General features: G+C 50.0%; 16 protein-coding genes. All 16 read right to left on the bottom strand.

From position 1 onward, the window contains the following. Positions 1-41: 41 nt before the first annotated feature. Positions 42-1,214 carry a glycine C-acetyltransferase gene (locus tag N7U64_RS09575; protein ID WP_012369936.1) on the bottom strand — a complete coding sequence of 391 codons (1,173 nt, stop codon included), beginning with the start codon at positions 1,212-1,214 and terminating at the stop codon, positions 42-44. Further along, positions 1,214-2,305 carry an L-threonine 3-dehydrogenase gene (gene tdh / locus N7U64_RS09570; protein ID WP_012369935.1) on the bottom strand — a complete coding sequence of 364 codons (1,092 nt, stop codon included), beginning with the start codon at positions 2,303-2,305 and terminating at the stop codon, positions 1,214-1,216. Before tdh ends, N7U64_RS09575 begins: the two co-directional genes overlap by 1 nt. A gap of 95 nt (positions 2,306-2,400) precedes the next feature. Next, positions 2,401-3,267, bottom strand: a complete 867-nt coding sequence (locus tag N7U64_RS09565; RefSeq protein ID WP_318929627.1) for a 2-oxoacid:ferredoxin oxidoreductase subunit beta — start codon at positions 3,265-3,267, stop codon at positions 2,401-2,403. Beyond that, positions 3,254-5,005, bottom strand: coding sequence for a 2-oxoacid:acceptor oxidoreductase subunit alpha (locus tag N7U64_RS09560; RefSeq protein WP_318092579.1), 1,752 nt, complete (start codon positions 5,003-5,005; stop codon positions 3,254-3,256). The genes N7U64_RS09565 and N7U64_RS09560 overlap by 14 nt, the downstream gene beginning before the upstream one ends. Before the next feature lie 202 nt (positions 5,006-5,207). After that, complete coding sequence (locus N7U64_RS09555) at positions 5,208-5,468, bottom strand: stage V sporulation protein S (RefSeq protein ID WP_012369932.1); 261 nt, start codon at positions 5,466-5,468, stop codon at positions 5,208-5,210. 29 nt (positions 5,469-5,497) lie between these two features. After that, the gene (locus N7U64_RS09550) at positions 5,498-6,292 is read right to left on the bottom strand and encodes a TIGR00282 family metallophosphoesterase (protein ID WP_318929622.1); all 795 of its coding nucleotides are present in this window, start codon (positions 6,290-6,292) and stop codon (positions 5,498-5,500) included. Between the two features lie 50 nt (positions 6,293-6,342). After that, positions 6,343-7,905 (bottom strand): ribonuclease Y, encoded by a 1,563-nt coding sequence (gene rny / locus N7U64_RS09545; protein WP_012369930.1) that lies wholly within the window; start codon positions 7,903-7,905, stop codon positions 6,343-6,345. Between the two features lie 193 nt (positions 7,906-8,098). Continuing rightward, complete coding sequence (gene recA, locus N7U64_RS09540; RefSeq protein ID WP_012369929.1) at positions 8,099-9,142, bottom strand: recombinase RecA; 1,044 nt, start codon at positions 9,140-9,142, stop codon at positions 8,099-8,101. Positions 9,143-9,243: 101 nt separating this feature from the next. Next, positions 9,244-10,488, bottom strand: a complete 1,245-nt coding sequence (locus N7U64_RS09535) for a competence/damage-inducible protein A (RefSeq protein WP_318929617.1) — start codon at positions 10,486-10,488, stop codon at positions 9,244-9,246. Positions 10,489-10,558: 70 nt separating this feature from the next. Then, the gene (gene pgsA / locus N7U64_RS09530; RefSeq protein ID WP_318929615.1) at positions 10,559-11,137 is read right to left on the bottom strand and encodes a CDP-diacylglycerol--glycerol-3-phosphate 3-phosphatidyltransferase; all 579 of its coding nucleotides are present in this window, start codon (positions 11,135-11,137) and stop codon (positions 10,559-10,561) included. A 64-nt stretch (positions 11,138-11,201) separates the two neighbouring features. After that, entirely contained in the window at positions 11,202-12,092 is an 891-nt protein-coding gene (locus N7U64_RS09525; protein WP_290830383.1) for a helix-turn-helix domain-containing protein, read from the bottom strand. 27 nt (positions 12,093-12,119) lie between these two features. After that, positions 12,120-12,935 carry a DUF3388 domain-containing protein gene (locus N7U64_RS09520; RefSeq protein WP_251135835.1) on the bottom strand — a complete coding sequence of 272 codons (816 nt, stop codon included), beginning with the start codon at positions 12,933-12,935 and terminating at the stop codon, positions 12,120-12,122. A gap of 61 nt (positions 12,936-12,996) precedes the next feature. Beyond that, positions 12,997-13,701, bottom strand: coding sequence for an elongation factor P 5-aminopentanone reductase (ymfI, locus tag N7U64_RS09515; RefSeq protein WP_318929612.1), 705 nt, complete (start codon positions 13,699-13,701; stop codon positions 12,997-12,999). Positions 13,702-13,704: 3 nt separating this feature from the next. Beyond that, positions 13,705-14,973, bottom strand: coding sequence for an EF-P 5-aminopentanol modification-associated protein YfmH (yfmH, locus tag N7U64_RS09510; protein WP_318929610.1), 1,269 nt, complete (start codon positions 14,971-14,973; stop codon positions 13,705-13,707). Further along, on the bottom strand, positions 14,973-16,226 hold the full coding sequence (yfmF, locus tag N7U64_RS09505; protein ID WP_318092588.1) for an EF-P 5-aminopentanol modification-associated protein YfmF: 1,254 nt from the start codon (positions 16,224-16,226) through the stop codon (positions 14,973-14,975). Before yfmF ends, yfmH begins: the two co-directional genes overlap by 1 nt. After that, positions 16,223-16,774: a cob(I)yrinic acid a,c-diamide adenosyltransferase gene (locus N7U64_RS09500; protein WP_318929606.1), complete on the bottom strand. Its 552-nt coding sequence runs from the start codon at positions 16,772-16,774 to the stop codon at positions 16,223-16,225. Before N7U64_RS09500 ends, yfmF begins: the two co-directional genes overlap by 4 nt. Positions 16,775-16,789 lie beyond the last annotated feature (15 nt).

Raw genomic sequence — 16,789 nt, 5'->3', positions numbered from 1 at the left:
CATCGTAGTGATGTGCCGTCCCTTCTATGTTTTCGTACCTTTTAAATCAATTCCAGCTCTTGACCGACTTGTTTAAACGCTTCGAGCGCTTGCTCCAAGTCTTCCCGTGTATGTTCGGCTGTGACGATTGTCCGGACACGTGCTTTACCTTTTGCGACCGTCGGGAAGGCAATCCCTTGTGCAAAGACACCGTGTTGACGCAGACGGTCTGACAGCTGATGGCATAATGCTTCGTCGCCGACGATGACCGGTGTGATCGGCGTCGTCGACGTGCCGATATTAAAGCCGAGTTCTCGTAATCCGTGTTTAAAGAATTCCGTGTTTTCCCAGAGACGGTCAAACAATTCTGTTTCTTCTTCCATGACACGAAGCGCTTCCCGGTTCGCTTCGACGACTGCCGGTGGATGCGACGTCGAGAACAAGAACGGACGGCCTTTATGGATCAGATAGTCTTTGACGTGTTGTTCACACGCGACGTACCCTCCTAGAACACCGATCGCTTTCGAGAGCGTACCGACCTGTAAGGCAACACGTCCGTCAAGTCCAAAATGATTGACCGTTCCGCGGCCACTTTTTCCGAGAACACCCGATGCATGGGCATCATCGACCATGACGAGGGCATCATATTTTTCAGCCAGTTCAACGATTTCCGGAAGCGGCGCTATATTACCGTCCATCGAGAAGACACCATCCGTAACGACGAGACGTGTCCGCGCGTCTTGTGTTTCCTGCAGAGCCGCTTCCAAGTCCGCAAGATCGACGTGGTTATAAATGCGGCGTTTCGCTTTTGTCAGACGAATCCCGTCGATGATTGATGCATGGTTCAAGGCGTCAGAAATGACGACGTCTTCCGGTCCAAGCAAGGCTGACAACACACCGAGGTTTGTCGCGAATCCTGATTGAAAGACAAGTGCCGCTTCTGTATGCTTAAAGGTCGCCAGTTCACGTTCGAAGGCTTGGTGCATTTCGAGTGTTCCAGCAATCGTCCGGACCGATCCTGTTCCGGCACCGAATTCAAGAGCAGCGTCCGCTGCCCGCTTCGCGAGACGCGGGTGCGCCGCGAGTCCGAGATAGTTGTTTGACGACAATTGAATCAATTCTTTCCCGTCGACCGTTACCCGGTTGTGCTGGGCACTTTCGAGTGCAACGAGTTCGCGGAACGTTCCCGCTTGTTTCATCTCTTCTAATTCTGTCCGTAAATGTTCAAATCCCATTAATTCGTCCCCCTTGGTTGTAGTACGACTTTTCCACATTTCCCTTGTCGCATCAATTCGAATCCTTCTTCAAACCGTTCGAGTGGCAATGTGTGTGTAATCAACGGTTTGACATCGACTTTTCCGCTCGACAGGAATGCGGATACTTGACTCCATGTCTCATACATTTTCCGTCCGGTGATGCCTTGAACGCGAACACCTTTAAAGACAACGTGATTCGTCAGATCAATCTCGACCGGTTTGACCGGCAGACTGAGAATGTTGACGTCTCCGCCGGCTGTCACCATCTCAAATGCTTGACGGATCGCAACCGGATGACCGCTCATTTCACAGACGACATCAATCCCGTCCCCGTCCGTCATCATCCGGACCCGTTCGAGAACATCCTCGTGGCGTGAATCGATAACGACATCTGCGCCCATCGTTTTCGCAAGCTCCAACCGGTACGGATTGACATCGATCGCAATGACTTCCGCAGCTCCTGCCGCTTTTGCGACCGAGACAGCCATCAGACCGATTGGACCGCAACCGACGATGGCGACCGTTTTAGCGCTGACGTCACTCGCAAGAACCGTGTGAACGGCATTGCCCATCGGCTCTTGAATCGATGCGATGGCGGCGGGCATATCCTCCGGATTGACCCAGAGATTTTCTTCCGGCATGACGACGTACTCCGCGAAACAGCCTTGTGTATCGACGCCGATGATTTTTGTGTTTTTACAAATGTGATACTGCCCCCGCAGACACTGTTTGCATTGATGACAGACGATATGTGTTTCCGCTGAGACACGGTCCCCGAGTTTCAGACGTTTCGTCCCTTCGCCCAGTTCCACGACTTCACCGGAAAACTCATGTCCGAAGACATACGGCGGATTCACGCGTGATGCTGCCCACGCGTCCCATTCGTAAATGTGGACATCCGTCCCGCAGATGGAAGTCGCTTCGACGCGAATCAAGACTTCCCCGCGTTTTGGTGAGGGAACTGCGACTTCTTTCAAGACAGCACCAAATCCCCGTTCTTCCTTGACGAGTGCGCGCATCGTTTTTACTTTTGTCGTATCTTCTACAGCTGTCACTAGTTTTGTCATCATTCCCCGACTCCTTCGTGGTCTTTGCCTCTTTCTCTAATCGGTCCTGACCAAGTATTGAGCATCCCCAAATAACCAAACAATCTTTCACTTCTAGTTTACATGAATTCAGCCGCAAGTTTACCAAATGTTTCTTCATTCATCTCAAGATCGGCAAAAGTTAGTCCATTCTCCGCATATCCGTCGATTTGTGACTGGTAATCCGGACGTGAATCATCCTGATAAATCAGACCCATGACGAGACCGTTGTGTTCATGGACGACGCGTTTCGCCACATCGAGATCCGTCGCGTCATAGCCTTCAAGATCATCGAGTTTCGTTAAATTCTGCTTGAACCAGTCGTACGTGTTGACTTTATTGAACGTCACACACGGACTGAAGACGTTGATGAAGGCAAATCCTTTATGTTGCGTTGCCTGTTCAATCAGACTCGTCAAGCCTTTTAAATCGTTCGAAAAACTTTGGGCGACGAATGTCGCGCCTGCTGTCAAGGCGAGTTCGACCGGTGAGACACTCTTTTCAATCGATCCTTTCGGCGTCGACTTCGTCTTAAAGCCAAGTGCCGATGTCGGTGATGTCTGCCCTTTCGTCAACCCGTAAATTTGATTGTCCATGACGATATACGTCATATCCACATTTCGTTTGAAGGCGTGAATCGTATGGCCCATTCCGATGGCGAAACCATCCCCGTCACCGCCGGACGCGATGACCGTCAATTCACGGTTTGCCATCTTGACGCCTTGGGCGATCGGTAACGACCGGCCGTGAACACCGTGGAAGCCGTACGTATTGATATAACCGGAAATCCGTCCCGAACAGCCGATGCCGGAAATCAACGCCAGTTCTTCCGGCTCCAGTCCGACGTTTGCGACCGCACGCTGAACGGCCGCCTGAATCGAAAAGTCGCCGCAGCCCGGACACCAGTTCGGTTTGACATCGTTTCTGAAATCTTTAAAGGTTGCCATGGAAAATCCCTCCTGCAACGACCTGTTCCACTACTTCCGCCGGATAGAACGGATCGCCGTTGAATTTTAAAATGTGTTCAATTTTTTCTGCAAAACCGCAGTTCATCTGAATCAATTTCGCGAGTTGACCCGTCGCATTGTATTCGACGACGACAACCTGCTTGGCCCGCTCGAGGTGCGGACGGACCAGTTCACTCGGAAACGGATGCATCTGGCGGATGTGGAGATGATCGACATGAATGCCCTGTTCCTCAAGACGCGGCATCACTTCTTCAATCGTTCCGCGTGTCGAGTTAAAACCGACAAACAGGATATCCGGTGTCGCATGCTGTTCCGTGACGAGGACGGCATCCTTCATCCGGAATTGACCGAGCTTCCGCAGACGTTTCGTCATTTGGTCGACCCGGTTCTTCGTCGCTTCCGACGGACGGCCTTCTTCGTTATGTTCGACTCCCGTCACATGATGGATCCCGTGTTTCGTACCCGGGACGACTCGTGGACTGATCCCGTCTTCCGTCACTTCATACCGTTTGAAATACGCTTTACCTTCAAGCTCCGGCAGTTCGTCAAGCATCAATTTCCCACGGCGGATTTCCACACGGTTGACATCAAGCGGTTCGACAGACTGTTTCCCGAGCGACAACATCAAATCCGTCAAAAGAATGACCGGACATTGATATTCTTCCGCGATGTTAAACGCTTCGGCTGCATCATAAAAAGCTTCCTCGACCGTCGACGGCGCGAGGACGACTTTCGGAATCTCACCGTGTGTGCTGTAAATCATCGCCATCAAGTCGGACTGTTCCTGTTTCGTCGGCAGACCTGTCGAAGGTCCACCCCGTTGCGTATCGATGATGACAAGCGGCGTTTCCGTCATCCCGGACAAGCCGATTGCCTCTGCCATGAGCGACAATCCGGGTCCGGCTGACGCCGTCAAGGCACGGACGCCGGCATAGTTGGCACCGATGGCCATCGTGACTGCAGCCAGCTCATCTTCCGTCTGAACGACGGTTCCACCGAACTGCGGTAATTTTTTAATTAAGTACTCCATGATTTCCGACGATGGCGTGATTGGGTAGGCAGCCATCAGACGGGCCCCCCCGGCAACCGCACCAAGCGCAATCGCATCGTTGCCGATCATGAACATCCGTTGCTGCCCGTCTGCCGGATCGAGGATAAAGCGTTCCGCTGTTCCGGCCATCGCCTCAAATGCTGCTGCGCCTTCACGGATTGCCGATAAGTTCTTTTCGACCATCTCCGGTCCTTTACGACCAAAAATCTGTTCCACGACCGCCTGGAACCGTTCCGGTGCAATCCCGAGAATGGCACTCGATGCTCCGATTGCGACCATGTTCTTCATCAGCGATGTGCCGAGTCCGGACGCAATTTCCGTAAACGGAATCGGATATAAAGCAGCACGTGTCTGATCCGGATTCGTCGGATTGAACTTCGCGTCGGCGATGATGATGGCGCCTTGACGCAACTCATGGAAGTTGACATCGATGGTTTCCTGATCAAAGGCGACCAGAATATCAAGATCATCGGCGACGGTCCGGACTTCGTGTGTCGCGACACGGATTTTGTTGTTCGTATGTCCTCCCTTGATGCGTGAAGAAAAATGACGGTATCCATATAAGTAATAACCAAGGCGGTTCAAGGCAATGGCAAAGATCTCACCCGTCGACTCGATTCCTTCCCCCTGCTGACCGCCTACTTTCCATGACAATTGATTGTACATCGACGTTCGCTCCTTTTATCCCCTGAAATGATTGAAGCTGTCTGCTTCACTATCCTTCCCCATGATACCGATTTCCCGATACTTGTACAATGCTCCTCTGGCGAATCCGTTGATTTTTTCCGACTGTCCGCCACAAAAAAAGACCATCTACTCCAACGAGTAAATGGTCTGCTTTAACGTAGGACCTATGTCCAATGATGCATCATCGTGGTTCAATGATTAGTTTGATTGCCGTCCGTTCCTCGCCATCAATCATGATGTCGGTAAATGCCGGAATACAGATCAAATCCATGCCTGCCGGTGCGACAAACCCTCTTGCGATTGCCACCGCTTTAACGGATTGATTGAGAGCACCTGCTCCGATTGCCTGAATCTCGACAGAACCTTTCTCTCGAAGTACACCTGCGAGCGCTCCGGCGACCGCATTCGGATTCGATTTAGCTGATACTTTCAGGACGTCCATGCATGTACCTCCCAATCAAAAATCAAAGCTCAATCAAAGAAAATCGATTGATCCGTCAAGTGGATGCGTTCAATCTTCGTTGCTTTTTTTGATACATCATCAATATGAATCAAGACTCCATTTAATTGTTCCCGTCCTTCTGCAACTTCAAACCGGGTTGGGAGCTGTGTTTTAAATTTTCGTAACACATCTTCTTTTCGCATCCCGAGGACACCGTCGAGCGGTCCTGTCATGCCGACATCCGTGATGTAAGCCGTTCCGCCTTCAAGAATCCGTTCGTCCGCTGTCTGGATGTGAGTATGTGTCCCGACAACCGCTTGGACACGACCCGCCAAGTGATAGCCCATCGCAATTTTTTCACTCGTTGCTTCCGCATGGACATCAACGAAAATCGCATCAACTTCCCCTTCGACTTCCGCAATCAGCTCATCGACTGTCCGGAACGGGTCACCGAGCGGCGGCAGGAAGACTGTCCCTTGAACGTTGATGACGGCAATTTTTTTGTTGCCGACTTTTAAGACCATCATGCCGCGACCGGGTGTTCCTTCCGGATAGTTCGCCGGGCGGACGATCCGGTCCGCATCGTCGATCCAATCAAAGATATCCCGGTTATCAAAGGTATGGTTGCCCATCGTCACGCCGTGGAATCCGAGTTCAAGCAATTGATGGTAAATTGATTTCGTGATTCCCCGGCCATGTGCGGCATTCTCGCCGTTGACGAGCATGACCGTCGGATTATATTTCGATTTAATACGTGCCGTGAATTGCTGTAAGATATGACGTCCTGGTGCCCCGACGACATCTCCGATAAATAAGATCTTCATGAAACATTCCTCCAGTAATTAAAAAAAGTGGCGGTCGCCCGCCACTTTGCTTATTTTGCGTATTCGACTGCTCGTGTTTCCCGAATGACCGTGACTTTGATATGACCCGGATAATCGAGTTCTTCTTCGATTTTTTTCCGGATATCGCTTGCCATCTTATGAGCAAGGACATCGTCGACGACATCAGGACGAACGATGATCCGGACTTCGCGACCTGCTTGAATCGCGAATGACTTCTCAACACCGTCGAATGATTCCGAGATTTCTTCCAGGCGTTCAAGACGCCGGATATAACTCTCGAGTGTTTCTTGACGTGCACCCGGACGAGCGGCTGATAAAGCATCCGCTGCCGCAACCAGGACGGAAATGACAGATGTCGCTTCCGTATCCCCGTGGTGGGAAGCAATCGCATTGATGACGGTTGGATGTTCTTTGTACTTCGTACCAAGTTCCACTCCGATTTCAACGTGACTTCCTTCCACTTCGTGGTCAATCGCTTTCCCGATATCGTGGAGGAGACCGGCGCGTTTCGCAAGTGTTACATCTTCACCGAGCTCTGCTGCCATCATACCGGCAAGATGAGCGACTTCGAGTGAGTGGAACAATACGTTTTGACCGTAACTTGTCCGATACTTCAAGCGGCCGAGAATTTTGACGAGATCCGGATGAATACCGTGAATCCCGACATCATATGTCGCTTCTTCACCGATTTCACGAATCCGTTCGTCGACTTCCCGACGTGATTTGTCGACCATCTCTTCAATTCGTGCCGGGTGAATCCGGCCGTCTTGAACGAGTTTTTCAAGGGCCATCTTCGCCACTTCGCGGCGAATCGGATCAAATCCGGACAAGATGACCGCTTCCGGTGTGTCATCGATGATTAAATCGATACCCGTTAACGTTTCGAGGGTCCGGATGTTACGACCTTCACGACCGATGATCCGGCCTTTCATCTCGTCATTCGGCAAGTTGACGACCGAAACCGTCGTCTCTGCGATATGTTCCGCGGCGAACCGTTGAATCGCAAGTGAAAGGATGTTGCGTGCTTTTTTGTCTGCTTCTTCTTTTGCTTTTTGTTCGATTTCTTTTTGAAGAATGGCTGCATCGTGCATGGCAGCTTGTTTCGTCTCATCCATGATGATAGCTCTAGCTTCGTCTTGCGAAAGATTCGCAACACGTACGAGCTCTTGGCGTCCCTGTTCATACAGGTCCTCTACTTTGCGTTCTAACTCTTCAGCTTGATGCTTCCGTTTTGCGATCTCTGCATCACGCGTATTGATTTGTTCTTCCTTGCGGTCGATGGAATCAACACGGCGATCGAGTGTCTCTTCTTTTTGGAGCAATCGTCCTTCTTGTTTCGTTAACTCTTGACGACGTTCACGAAGCTCTTTTTCGACTTCATTCCGAAGTTTAAAGGCTTCATCTTTCGCTTCGAGCAGTGCTTCTTTTTTCGTTGCTTCCGCTGATACTTGTGCACGTTCCACGATTTTCGTCGCTTCTGTTTCCGCGCCTTGAATCTTTGCTTCTGCAATCGATTTCCGCAAGAAGTAGCCTACGATGAATGCGATCAGTATTGCGAGGAGAAGTATGACAATCCAAGTTGTTGTACCCATGGGTTCACCTCCCCTTTACAAGGTGTTTCTTAGTTCATTTCGGTTATTCATCGAAGCTGTCTAAAAAACGTACATCTATATTGTAAGGATAGCACTCGTTCATTGTCAACGAACGGGCGGGAAAGAATTCCTATGTTTTCCTCTTTTCAACAAAAAAAGAGCAGAATCTGAATCGATTCTACTCTCTTTCGACTTATTCTGCAAACAGATCTTCGTCTTGACCTTCTTCAAAGTCAACCGGTTCTTTCCGGTCGACGAGACCGTGATGTTCACGAATCAATCGTTCGACCTCATCCGCAACATCCGGATGTTCGATCATGTATTGTTTCGCATTTTCACGTCCTTGACCAAGACGCTCTGAATTGTATGAATACCAAGCACCACTTTTTTGGACGATATCGAGATCTGTTCCAAGATCAATCAACTCGCCGAATTTAGAGATTCCTTGTCCGTACATGATGTCGACTTCCGCTTGTTTGAACGGCGGAGCAATCTTGTTTTTAACGACTTTCAGTTTCGTCCGGTTTCCGACGATATCTGTTCCGTTTTTCAGTGCTTCTGCACGACGGACTTCAAGACGGACCGATGAATAGAATTTCAAGGCACGTCCACCTGGAGTCGTTTCCGGGTTACCGAACATGACACCGATTTTTTCACGAATCTGGTTGATGAAGATGACGATTGTTTTGGATTTGTTTGTCGCACCTGACAATTTACGCAACGCCTGACTCATCAAACGAGCCTGGAGACCCATGTGCGAGTCACCCATTTCGCCTTCGATCTCGGCTTTCGGGACAAGTGCCGCTACTGAGTCGACGACGAGGATATCAACAGCACCAGAACGGACTAATGCCTCTGCGATTTCAAGCGCCTGCTCTCCTGTATCCGGTTGTGATAACAGTAATTCGTCAATGTTGACACCGAGTTTGCTGGCATAAGCCGGATCAAGTGCGTGCTCGGCATCGATGAATGCCGCCTGTCCGCCTTGTTTTTGGACTTCAGCAATCGCATGAAGCGAAACTGTCGTTTTACCGGAAGATTCCGGACCATAGACTTCGATTACCCGTCCACGTGGATATCCACCTGCACCGAGTGCTATATCTAATGTGATTGATCCAGAAGAGATTACGGATACTCTCTGATCTGCACTTTCACCTAGTTTCATGATTGAACCTTTACCAAATTGTTTCTCAATCTGACGCAATGCCATTTCAAGTGCTGCTTTACGATCACTCACGTAGCAGGCCTCCTTTTATTTATCTTACTGAGATTATTGTACTTCTTTTGAGACCGAATAACAAGCATTTTACGAACATTTATTCGCATAGTTGAAAGAAATCATTTTTTGTTCATTTCGTCCGCCAGGCTGATATTTTGAAGGAGCATGAAGTAAGCATCCTTGACGGAACGCAATCTAATCATACCACGGTCGAAGGCCGGATACGTCAGCTCAAGTACTTCCGTACCGCCTGAATGTGCTAACGCACAGTAGACCGTTCCGACCGCTTGACCACTGTTACTCGTGGGACCAGCTTCACCGGTCAGGGCGATGGCAAGATCCGTCTGATAGAGTTTGCGTGCTCCTTCCGCCATCGCAACGGCAACGTCCCGGCTGACGGCAGTCTGTTCGTCAAGCAATGTCTGCGGTACTCCGAGGACGTTCACTTTTGCCGCATCTGCGTAGACGACGGCACTGCCGCGGAAGACGTCACTGGCGCCTTGAATGTCGGTCAGACCGCTTGCAAAGGCGCCTCCGGTCAACGACTCCGCTGCTGACAAGGTCAAACCGGCTTCCCGGCACCGGTCGAGGACGACTTCGGGTAAACTTGTTTCGCCATAACCGTAAAAATGGCTGCCGACTTCGGCAAGGACTTGTTGTTCCAGCGCATCGAGCATGTCGAGGGCGACTTGTTCGTCAAGCGCCTTCGCCGTCAGACGAAGACGGACTTCTGCCAATTCAGCGTACGGGGCGACGGACGGATTGCGGGCTGTCCGGATGAGATCCGCCAACCGGTCGTTTAATGCCGACTCTCCAATGCCGAAGAAACGTAATGTTCTTGATTTAATCGTTTCCTTGCCTAACAAGTGATCGAAATGGTCTGCAATGATCCGCTTCATTTCCCGGGGGACACCCGGTAACAGGATATATTGATGATCCGGTGTCTGAACGGACATGCCGGGTGCAAGCCCGGCCTGATTCGTCAGCACATCGGCTTGATCGATGACAAGGGCCTGTTTTCTTTCATTCTCTGTCATCGTACGTCCCCGTGTTTTTAAAAATGCCTCAATCCGGTCGTAAGCCGGCTGATCCACATGAAGCGTCCGGCCGAGCAGTTCCGCTACGACCTCTTTCGTCAAGTCATCTTCCGTCGGTCCAAGTCCTCCGGTAATGACAATCAGTTCCGCCCGTTCCTGAGCCCGCGTGACGACTTCGACCATCCGGTCTCGGTTATCTCCGACGACCGTATGATAATGCACGTCAATACCGCATGTCGCGAGCCACTCCGATAAATACTGGGCATTCGTGTTGGCAATTTCCCCTAACAATAATTCACTTCCGACAGCAACGATTTCTGCTTTCATTTTACATCCCCGCTTTCTTGACTATACGAAAAGACTGTTCGGGTTGACGAACAGTCTTGTTTGATCCAATTTACATGGATTTCGTAATTAACTTGATATTTTTTGAGAAATACTCGACTCCTGAATAAATTGTTAAGACCAACGCCAACCACATCGTGATTTCCGCAAAAGGAATGTTCAGTAAGGCAAATCCGATATCATGCAGTAAAAAGGCGATGATGGATGTCAACTGGACCCAGGTCTTCGCTTTGCCGGAATTTCCGGCGGCCAGGACAATCCCCTCGTCTGAAGCGACGAGACGGAGTCCTGTCACGGCGAATTCACGGCATAAGATGATGACGACGACCCAAGCGGCGACGAAGTCAAGTTCGACTAAATAGACGAGTGCTGCAGCGACAAGCATCTTGTCGGCGAGTGGATCCATGAATTTACCGAAGTTCGTGACCAGTTTGTTTTTCCGGGCAATATACCCGTCGAGCCAATCGGTGATGGCGGCGACGGAAAAGATCATCGCGGCGACGAAGTGGGAAACCGGCAGTTCCGCTCCTAAGACATCCCACTGTCCCCAGTCTGGATTGATGGCTAAGACGGCAACGAACACGGGAATTAGTAACACGCGTAAGACCGTCAATTGATTGGGCAAGTTCATTCTCGTATCCCTCCTTTTCGGGTTATGTATGCCAGCAAGACGGCTGACATGAAGAAGACACGCCTTATGGCGTGGCTACTTTCTTCAGGTAAATATTTTGAACGAGGAGGGAGCGGTTAAGCTTAAGCTCCTGATTGTTAACGAGAATCCGGTCGATTCCTTTGATGGAACCGATCCGAATCCGAATCACGTCCGTTTTGGCATTTTTGACGACGATTGGATTTGGGTCTGACGCATTGATATGGTCAGGCGCGAGTGCTTGTCCTTCTAAAGACGTGTCCCGTACACCAACAAACGGTGACGGCGAAGCATCTTTTTTGATCCGGATGGATACACTCATTGTACCATCTGCCGGTACTTCATAGGTGATGTCTTGACCGACTGTCGTTTTGACAGCCAATGGTTTCTTCGTTTCTTTTTTAACAGGTTCTTCTTTTTTCGCCGGTTCTTCTTTCGGCTCTTCTGCTACCGGTGCATCGGCTTCCTCACTTGGTGCGTCACCTTCGTCAATCGTGACCTCACTTTGTTTCGGCGTCGCCGTTTTTGTTCCGTCACCATCCTGGAATGCCTGGAATCCGTAATACAGGGCAACCCCGATTGCAAAAATCAAAGCAATGATGATGATATTCGGAATCCAACGTTTGGCGACACTTTTCTTCGGTGCCGTTGACTTGGAATACGTGGCCCGGCGAGATAGCTCAACAACAGGTTGTGCTTCCGGTTCCGGGAGGTCACGTTTGTAGGTCGCAAACACTTCGTCTACATCAAGACCAAGTGCTTCCGCATACGTCTTAATGAAGGCACGGGCGTAAAATGCACCCGGTAATTGTTTGTAATCGCCTTCTTCAATGGCGAGAATATAACGTTTTTGAATTTTTGTCGTGCTTTGAATTTGTTCAAGCGAGATGCCTAACGTTTCCCGCTGCTCCTTTAAGTAGGTTCCGAGCTCAGTCATCGGTAACACACCTTCCATTTTCAATACTTATTCGAAATTGAACCAGTCGTTCCCGCCATGGGCACGAGGTGGTTCGGTGACAATGATTTCTTCTGTCGAGTTGCGTAATTCAATGATGTAATCAAAATCATCCCACGTGTATTCGCTCGATTTAACAAAAGCATCTGGATGTTCGACGATTTTCGTAGCCGGAAGTCGCATGACCTCACGTAAAATCTGCCAATGCCGTTCGTCGAAATGGCGCTGTGAGACGAGCGCATCGATGATATAAACATAATCGCCTGTCCGTTCATCATCGAACAATGAAGTGCGGACGGTTTGTTTGATTAACGTCGATGAAAGAAATAACCATTTTTTATTGGCACTTACACTCGCCGCTACGATTGATTCGGTTTTTCCGACACGCGGCATGCCGCGAACACCAATCAACAGGTGTCCGTCCTGTTTACAGAGTTCAGCCATGAAATCGACGAGAATTCCTAAATCCTCGCGGACAAAACGAAACGTCTTGATCTCACCGCTGCTGTGGTCGATATAACGACCGTGTCGGATGGCAATCCGGTCACGAAGCTTCGGTTTACGAAGCTTAATCACATCGATGGTCGTCATCGTCTTTAAGATGGCGGCAAGCCGCGGGATTTGATCCGGTTGCTTCGTTTGAAGCAACATGCCCCGACGCTGGTGATCAACACCGTTAATCGTGACAATCGAAATATGTAGCATCCCCATGAGTGACGCGATGTCCCCTAAAATCCCGGGACGGTTGACGTTCAGTTCGTACTCCAGATACCACTGTTCGAATTCACTCACGCGCCCAGCCTCCTCTTCAAATCGATTATCCATCCCTCATGTTAAATGATTTTTTGAAAAATGAAAAGCATTCCCCTAAGCAAATTTCATCGGACTACATCCAGCCGCCGTCAATTTTAAGAACGGCACCGTTCATATACGTTGCATCCTGTCCCATTAAATAGGTGATGGCGGATGCCACCTCGTCAACCCGTCCGAAACGGCCGGCCGGAATTTCAGCAAGTGCCAAGTCCCGGTCTTCCGCCGAAAAGACGGCATTCATCGGGGTTTCGATCCAGCCCGGCGTTACCGCATTCACCCGTCCGTTCATCGCGCCGAGCTCTTTACTGAAGGACTTGACGAACCCGAGCTGTGCCGCCTTGCAAGTCGAATAGACGACTTCACCGGCCGCCCCAAATTCGCCTAACACACTGCTGACGACGACGATCGAAAGTGATGCTGAAAAAGCTTTTCGGCTCGTTAAGGTCTGGGCAATCCGGATCAACGATTCGACATGCAACGTCATCATCGATTCCACCGAGGAACGGGATTGATCGACGAGCAGCCCGCTGAAGCTGGTCCCGGCGATATGAACAAAACCTTCTACAGACGGTAAGCCCTCACAAAATGCCGTCAAGTTCTCCCGGTCAGACAGATCGCCTGTGACGATCTCCGTCGTCACAGGCAACTGTCGTATCATCTGTTCGAGCTCATGCTGTTTCCGGTGGGTGTGAAGGACCAGATCGTGTCCTTCAGCCGCTAATCGTAAGACCGTTGCCCAACCGATTGCCCCGCTGGCTCCCGTAATTAGAATCCGCATCGGTCAAGCGTAAGGTTTAACGATGGAAATCGCACGATTTTCAAGCGCAAACAATTCATCGAAGCGGGCTTCGATTTCTTCTTTGGTGATCGATGCAATCAACGTCGGTAACGTAAACAGATTCGTTCCGGCAAGGGCGTGGCGTGAGAACTGATTGGCGATGAATTCCGGCGAGTTCAGCGACCGCAGGAATTTCCCTTGCATCATGTTGCGTTTTCGGACGACTTCCGTCTCCTCGAATTCAGGCCGGACGGATAATAATTTTTCATAGGCTGCGATAAAGCGGTCCGGGTCTTCCGTCTCCATTCCGAATGTCGCGAACGCAAATTCTTCCTCGCTTGAATAATCGAAGCTGAACGTATCGTCGATCAAACCGTCCTCATACAGCTCGAGATACGTGGAAGAGGTTTGGTCGAATAACAGATGCAACAAGAGTTCACTTGTCAGCTCGCGGCGCAGCTGTTCCTGTCCGCCGAGGGAACTGTCTTTATAACCGATCAGGACTTTTGGTGTCTTGACGTCGAGTTCGAGTTCAAACCGTTTTTTTGCGACTTCTTTCGGTTCCGTTCCATAATCACGTTCAATGGCCGGACGATCCGTATAATCTTTTTTCGCTTGGTTCGCTTTAATCAAAGCCAGCGTCTCGGCCGGGTCGATATTACCGACGACGAACAGCACCATGTTCGACGGATGATAGAACGTCCGGTAACACGTATACAGGTCGTCCGCCGTAATTTGATCAATCGATTCAGGGGTACCGGCGATGTCGATCCGGACCGGATGTTTCGCATACATCGATTCGATCAGACCAAAAAATAAACGCCATCCCGGATTATCCTGATACATTTGGATTTCCTGTGTGATGATGCCTTTTTCTTTTTCGACACTCTCTTCCGTGAAATACGGATCCTGAACAAAGTCAATCAGCGTTTCAAGATTTTGTTCAATCAACGAAGTCGCAGAGAACAAATAAGCGGTCCGAGAGAACGATGTGAACGCATTTGCCGAGGCACCGAGGCGCCCGAACTCTTGGAAGACGTCCCCTTTCTCCGACTCAAACATCTTGTGCTCGAGGAAATGGGCAATGCCGTCCGGGACATTAACCCATTGGCCATCCTTTTTAAAACGGTTATCGATTGACCCGTAACGTGTCGTAAAGGTCGCATATGTTTTTTCATACCCTTTTTTCTGAAGCAAATACACCGCAAGCCCGTTATCGAGCTGTTCAAAAAATACGGTTTCGTCTGTATCGTGATACGTCAACTGTTCCATTATTCTTCACCTCGCAATAGATAAACTGCCTCGAGTTCAATAGTTGCTGCCAAGCGGACGACGTCCTCACGCGTTGCCGTCTCGATGATGTGAATCTCATCTTCAAGCGTCAATCCGCGCATCTTCGATCCATTTAACCAGCCGATTAATTGTCCCGGCTGATCGAGGATTTGCCGGCGGGCATTGATGAGCATCGCTTTCGTCTGCGTCAATTCCTCATCCGTGAACTGTCCGGCTTTAAGATCTTTTAATTGTTCGCCGATAATCGTTTCGGCACGTTCCGCCTGTTTCGTTTCGACCCCGGCATACACGTAGAGAGCACTGTTCAGAGCCGCATACCGTGATGCTGCATAATAGGCGAGACTTTCTTTTTCACGGACATTCATGAACAGTTTCGAATGCGGGAATCCGCCGAACAGACCGTTGACGATTTGCATCCGGATCGAATCGACGGACGTCGGATCGACACTGACACGGTAACCTAAATGTAATTTACCTTGTTTGATTGGTTGCGTCTCAGACGAACGTTTGACGCCTGCAACCTGTTTTTGGGCCGGAATATAGTGACTGGCTTTTTCATCATGGGAAGGTAAGAACGATAAGGCATCTTCCATCTCATCTTGCGTGACGTGACCGACGACAAAGACATCGATCCGGTCCTGTTCGACCATCGAACGATATGTATCACGTAAGGAAGCCGGTGTGATTTGTTCGAGTGCTTCGAGTGTACCGAGTGAGGATAACGAAACCGCTTCTCCCGGTGCCATCAGTTCGAGCAACCGTTGTTGGGCGAAACGCATTTTGTCATCGTATAACGAACTGATCCGCAGCGCGTGCAACCGTTTTTCTTGTTTGACGAATTGTTCCCGGAATCCGCCCTCTGTTAAATCCGGATAAAAAATCATCTGCTCCAGTAAATCGAGCGCTTCCTCGAGCAGCGTCTCATGACGGACGAGATCCCCGCGGACGACATCCAGCTGGAACGAGATGACGTGTTCTTCCCCGAATTTCGAGGCATCGGCGTACAGTCCTGCGTCATATAATGTTTCAAGCGGTTCACGCAACGCTTTCATCGACGGATAGGCCGCTGTCGACTTCTCCATGATATACGGCAACAGGGCACGGCTCGTCAGCGTTTTTTCTTCGAGTGGTGCTGAAAACGTGACGAGAACCGTCGTCGTTTTGAATTTATCGGTCGGAACGAGATGAAAAGTCGTTCCTTGTTTGTTCCACGTTTGAAATGACTGACTCATACTTCTCCATCCTTTCGTTTAAACACATGGGCACTGCGTAAATATTCGATATCCGCTTTTTCATTGACCGCATTTTCGTAACGGGCCGCTGTAAAGAAGAAATCGCTCAGACGGTTGATGAACGGCAATAAATGATGTGCCTGTTCGACATCGATCATCGCCCGTTCGACACGCCGGCAGACCGTACGCGCCACATGCAGGCAGGCTGCAGCTTCCGTGCCGCCCGGTAAGATGAATTTATCGAGCGGTGGAGACAGTTCCGTCAGACTGTCAATCCAACTTTCCAAATCTTCCGTCGCCGTCGGACTCAGACGGGATGCTTTGGGTTCAACATACATCAAGTCACTCCCGCAATCGAACAAAACGTGCTGGATGACCGTCAATTGTTCCTTAACCTCGATGGATGTCGCTTTTGTGCGGGCCAGTCCGACAAAACTGTTCAGTTCGTCAAGCTCCCCCATCAACGTAATCCGGACATCATTTTTTTTGACGCGTCCACCGACGAGCGACGTGTCTCCCTCATCACCTGATTTAGTATAGATTTTCAATCGACTCACTCCTAT

Origin of the sequence: Exiguobacterium sp. K1, from assembly GCF_033721435.1 — a bacterium.
GTDB lineage: Bacteria > Bacillota > Bacilli > Exiguobacteriales > Exiguobacteriaceae > Exiguobacterium_A > Exiguobacterium_A artemiae.
This window is presented reverse-complemented; position numbering and strand designations above follow the sequence as displayed.

Excerpts from the sequence above, each read along its gene's own strand:
- N7U64_RS09575 (WP_012369936.1), bottom strand. The coding sequence starts at position 1,214 with ATGGGATTTGAACATTTACGGACAGAATTAGAAGAGATGAAACAAGCG.
- tdh (WP_012369935.1), bottom strand. The coding sequence starts at position 2,305 with ATGATGACAAAACTAGTGACAGCTGTAGAAGATACGACAAAAGTAAAA.
- N7U64_RS09565 (WP_318929627.1), bottom strand. The coding sequence starts at position 3,267 with ATGGCAACCTTTAAAGATTTCAGAAACGATGTCAAACCGAACTGGTGT.
- N7U64_RS09560 (WP_318092579.1), bottom strand. The coding sequence starts at position 5,005 with ATGTACAATCAATTGTCATGGAAAGTAGGCGGTCAGCAGGGGGAAGGA.
- N7U64_RS09555 (WP_012369932.1), bottom strand. The coding sequence starts at position 5,468 with ATGGACGTCCTGAAAGTATCAGCTAAATCGAATCCGAATGCGGTCGCC.
- N7U64_RS09550 (WP_318929622.1), bottom strand. The coding sequence starts at position 6,292 with ATGAAGATCTTATTTATCGGAGATGTCGTCGGGGCACCAGGACGTCAT.
- rny (WP_012369930.1), bottom strand. The coding sequence starts at position 7,905 with ATGGGTACAACAACTTGGATTGTCATACTTCTCCTCGCAATACTGATC.
- N7U64_RS09535 (WP_318929617.1), bottom strand. The coding sequence starts at position 10,488 with ATGAAAGCAGAAATCGTTGCTGTCGGAAGTGAATTATTGTTAGGGGAA.
- pgsA (WP_318929615.1), bottom strand. The coding sequence starts at position 11,137 with ATGAACTTGCCCAATCAATTGACGGTCTTACGCGTGTTACTAATTCCC.
- N7U64_RS09525 (WP_290830383.1), bottom strand. The coding sequence starts at position 12,092 with ATGACTGAGCTCGGAACCTACTTAAAGGAGCAGCGGGAAACGTTAGGC.
- N7U64_RS09520 (WP_251135835.1), bottom strand. The coding sequence starts at position 12,935 with ATGGATAATCGATTTGAAGAGGAGGCTGGGCGCGTGAGTGAATTCGAA.
- ymfI (WP_318929612.1), bottom strand. The coding sequence starts at position 13,701 with ATGCGGATTCTAATTACGGGAGCCAGCGGGGCAATCGGTTGGGCAACG.
- yfmH (WP_318929610.1), bottom strand. The coding sequence starts at position 14,973 with ATGGAACAGTTGACGTATCACGATACAGACGAAACCGTATTTTTTGAA.
- yfmF (WP_318092588.1), bottom strand. The coding sequence starts at position 16,226 with ATGAGTCAGTCATTTCAAACGTGGAACAAACAAGGAACGACTTTTCAT.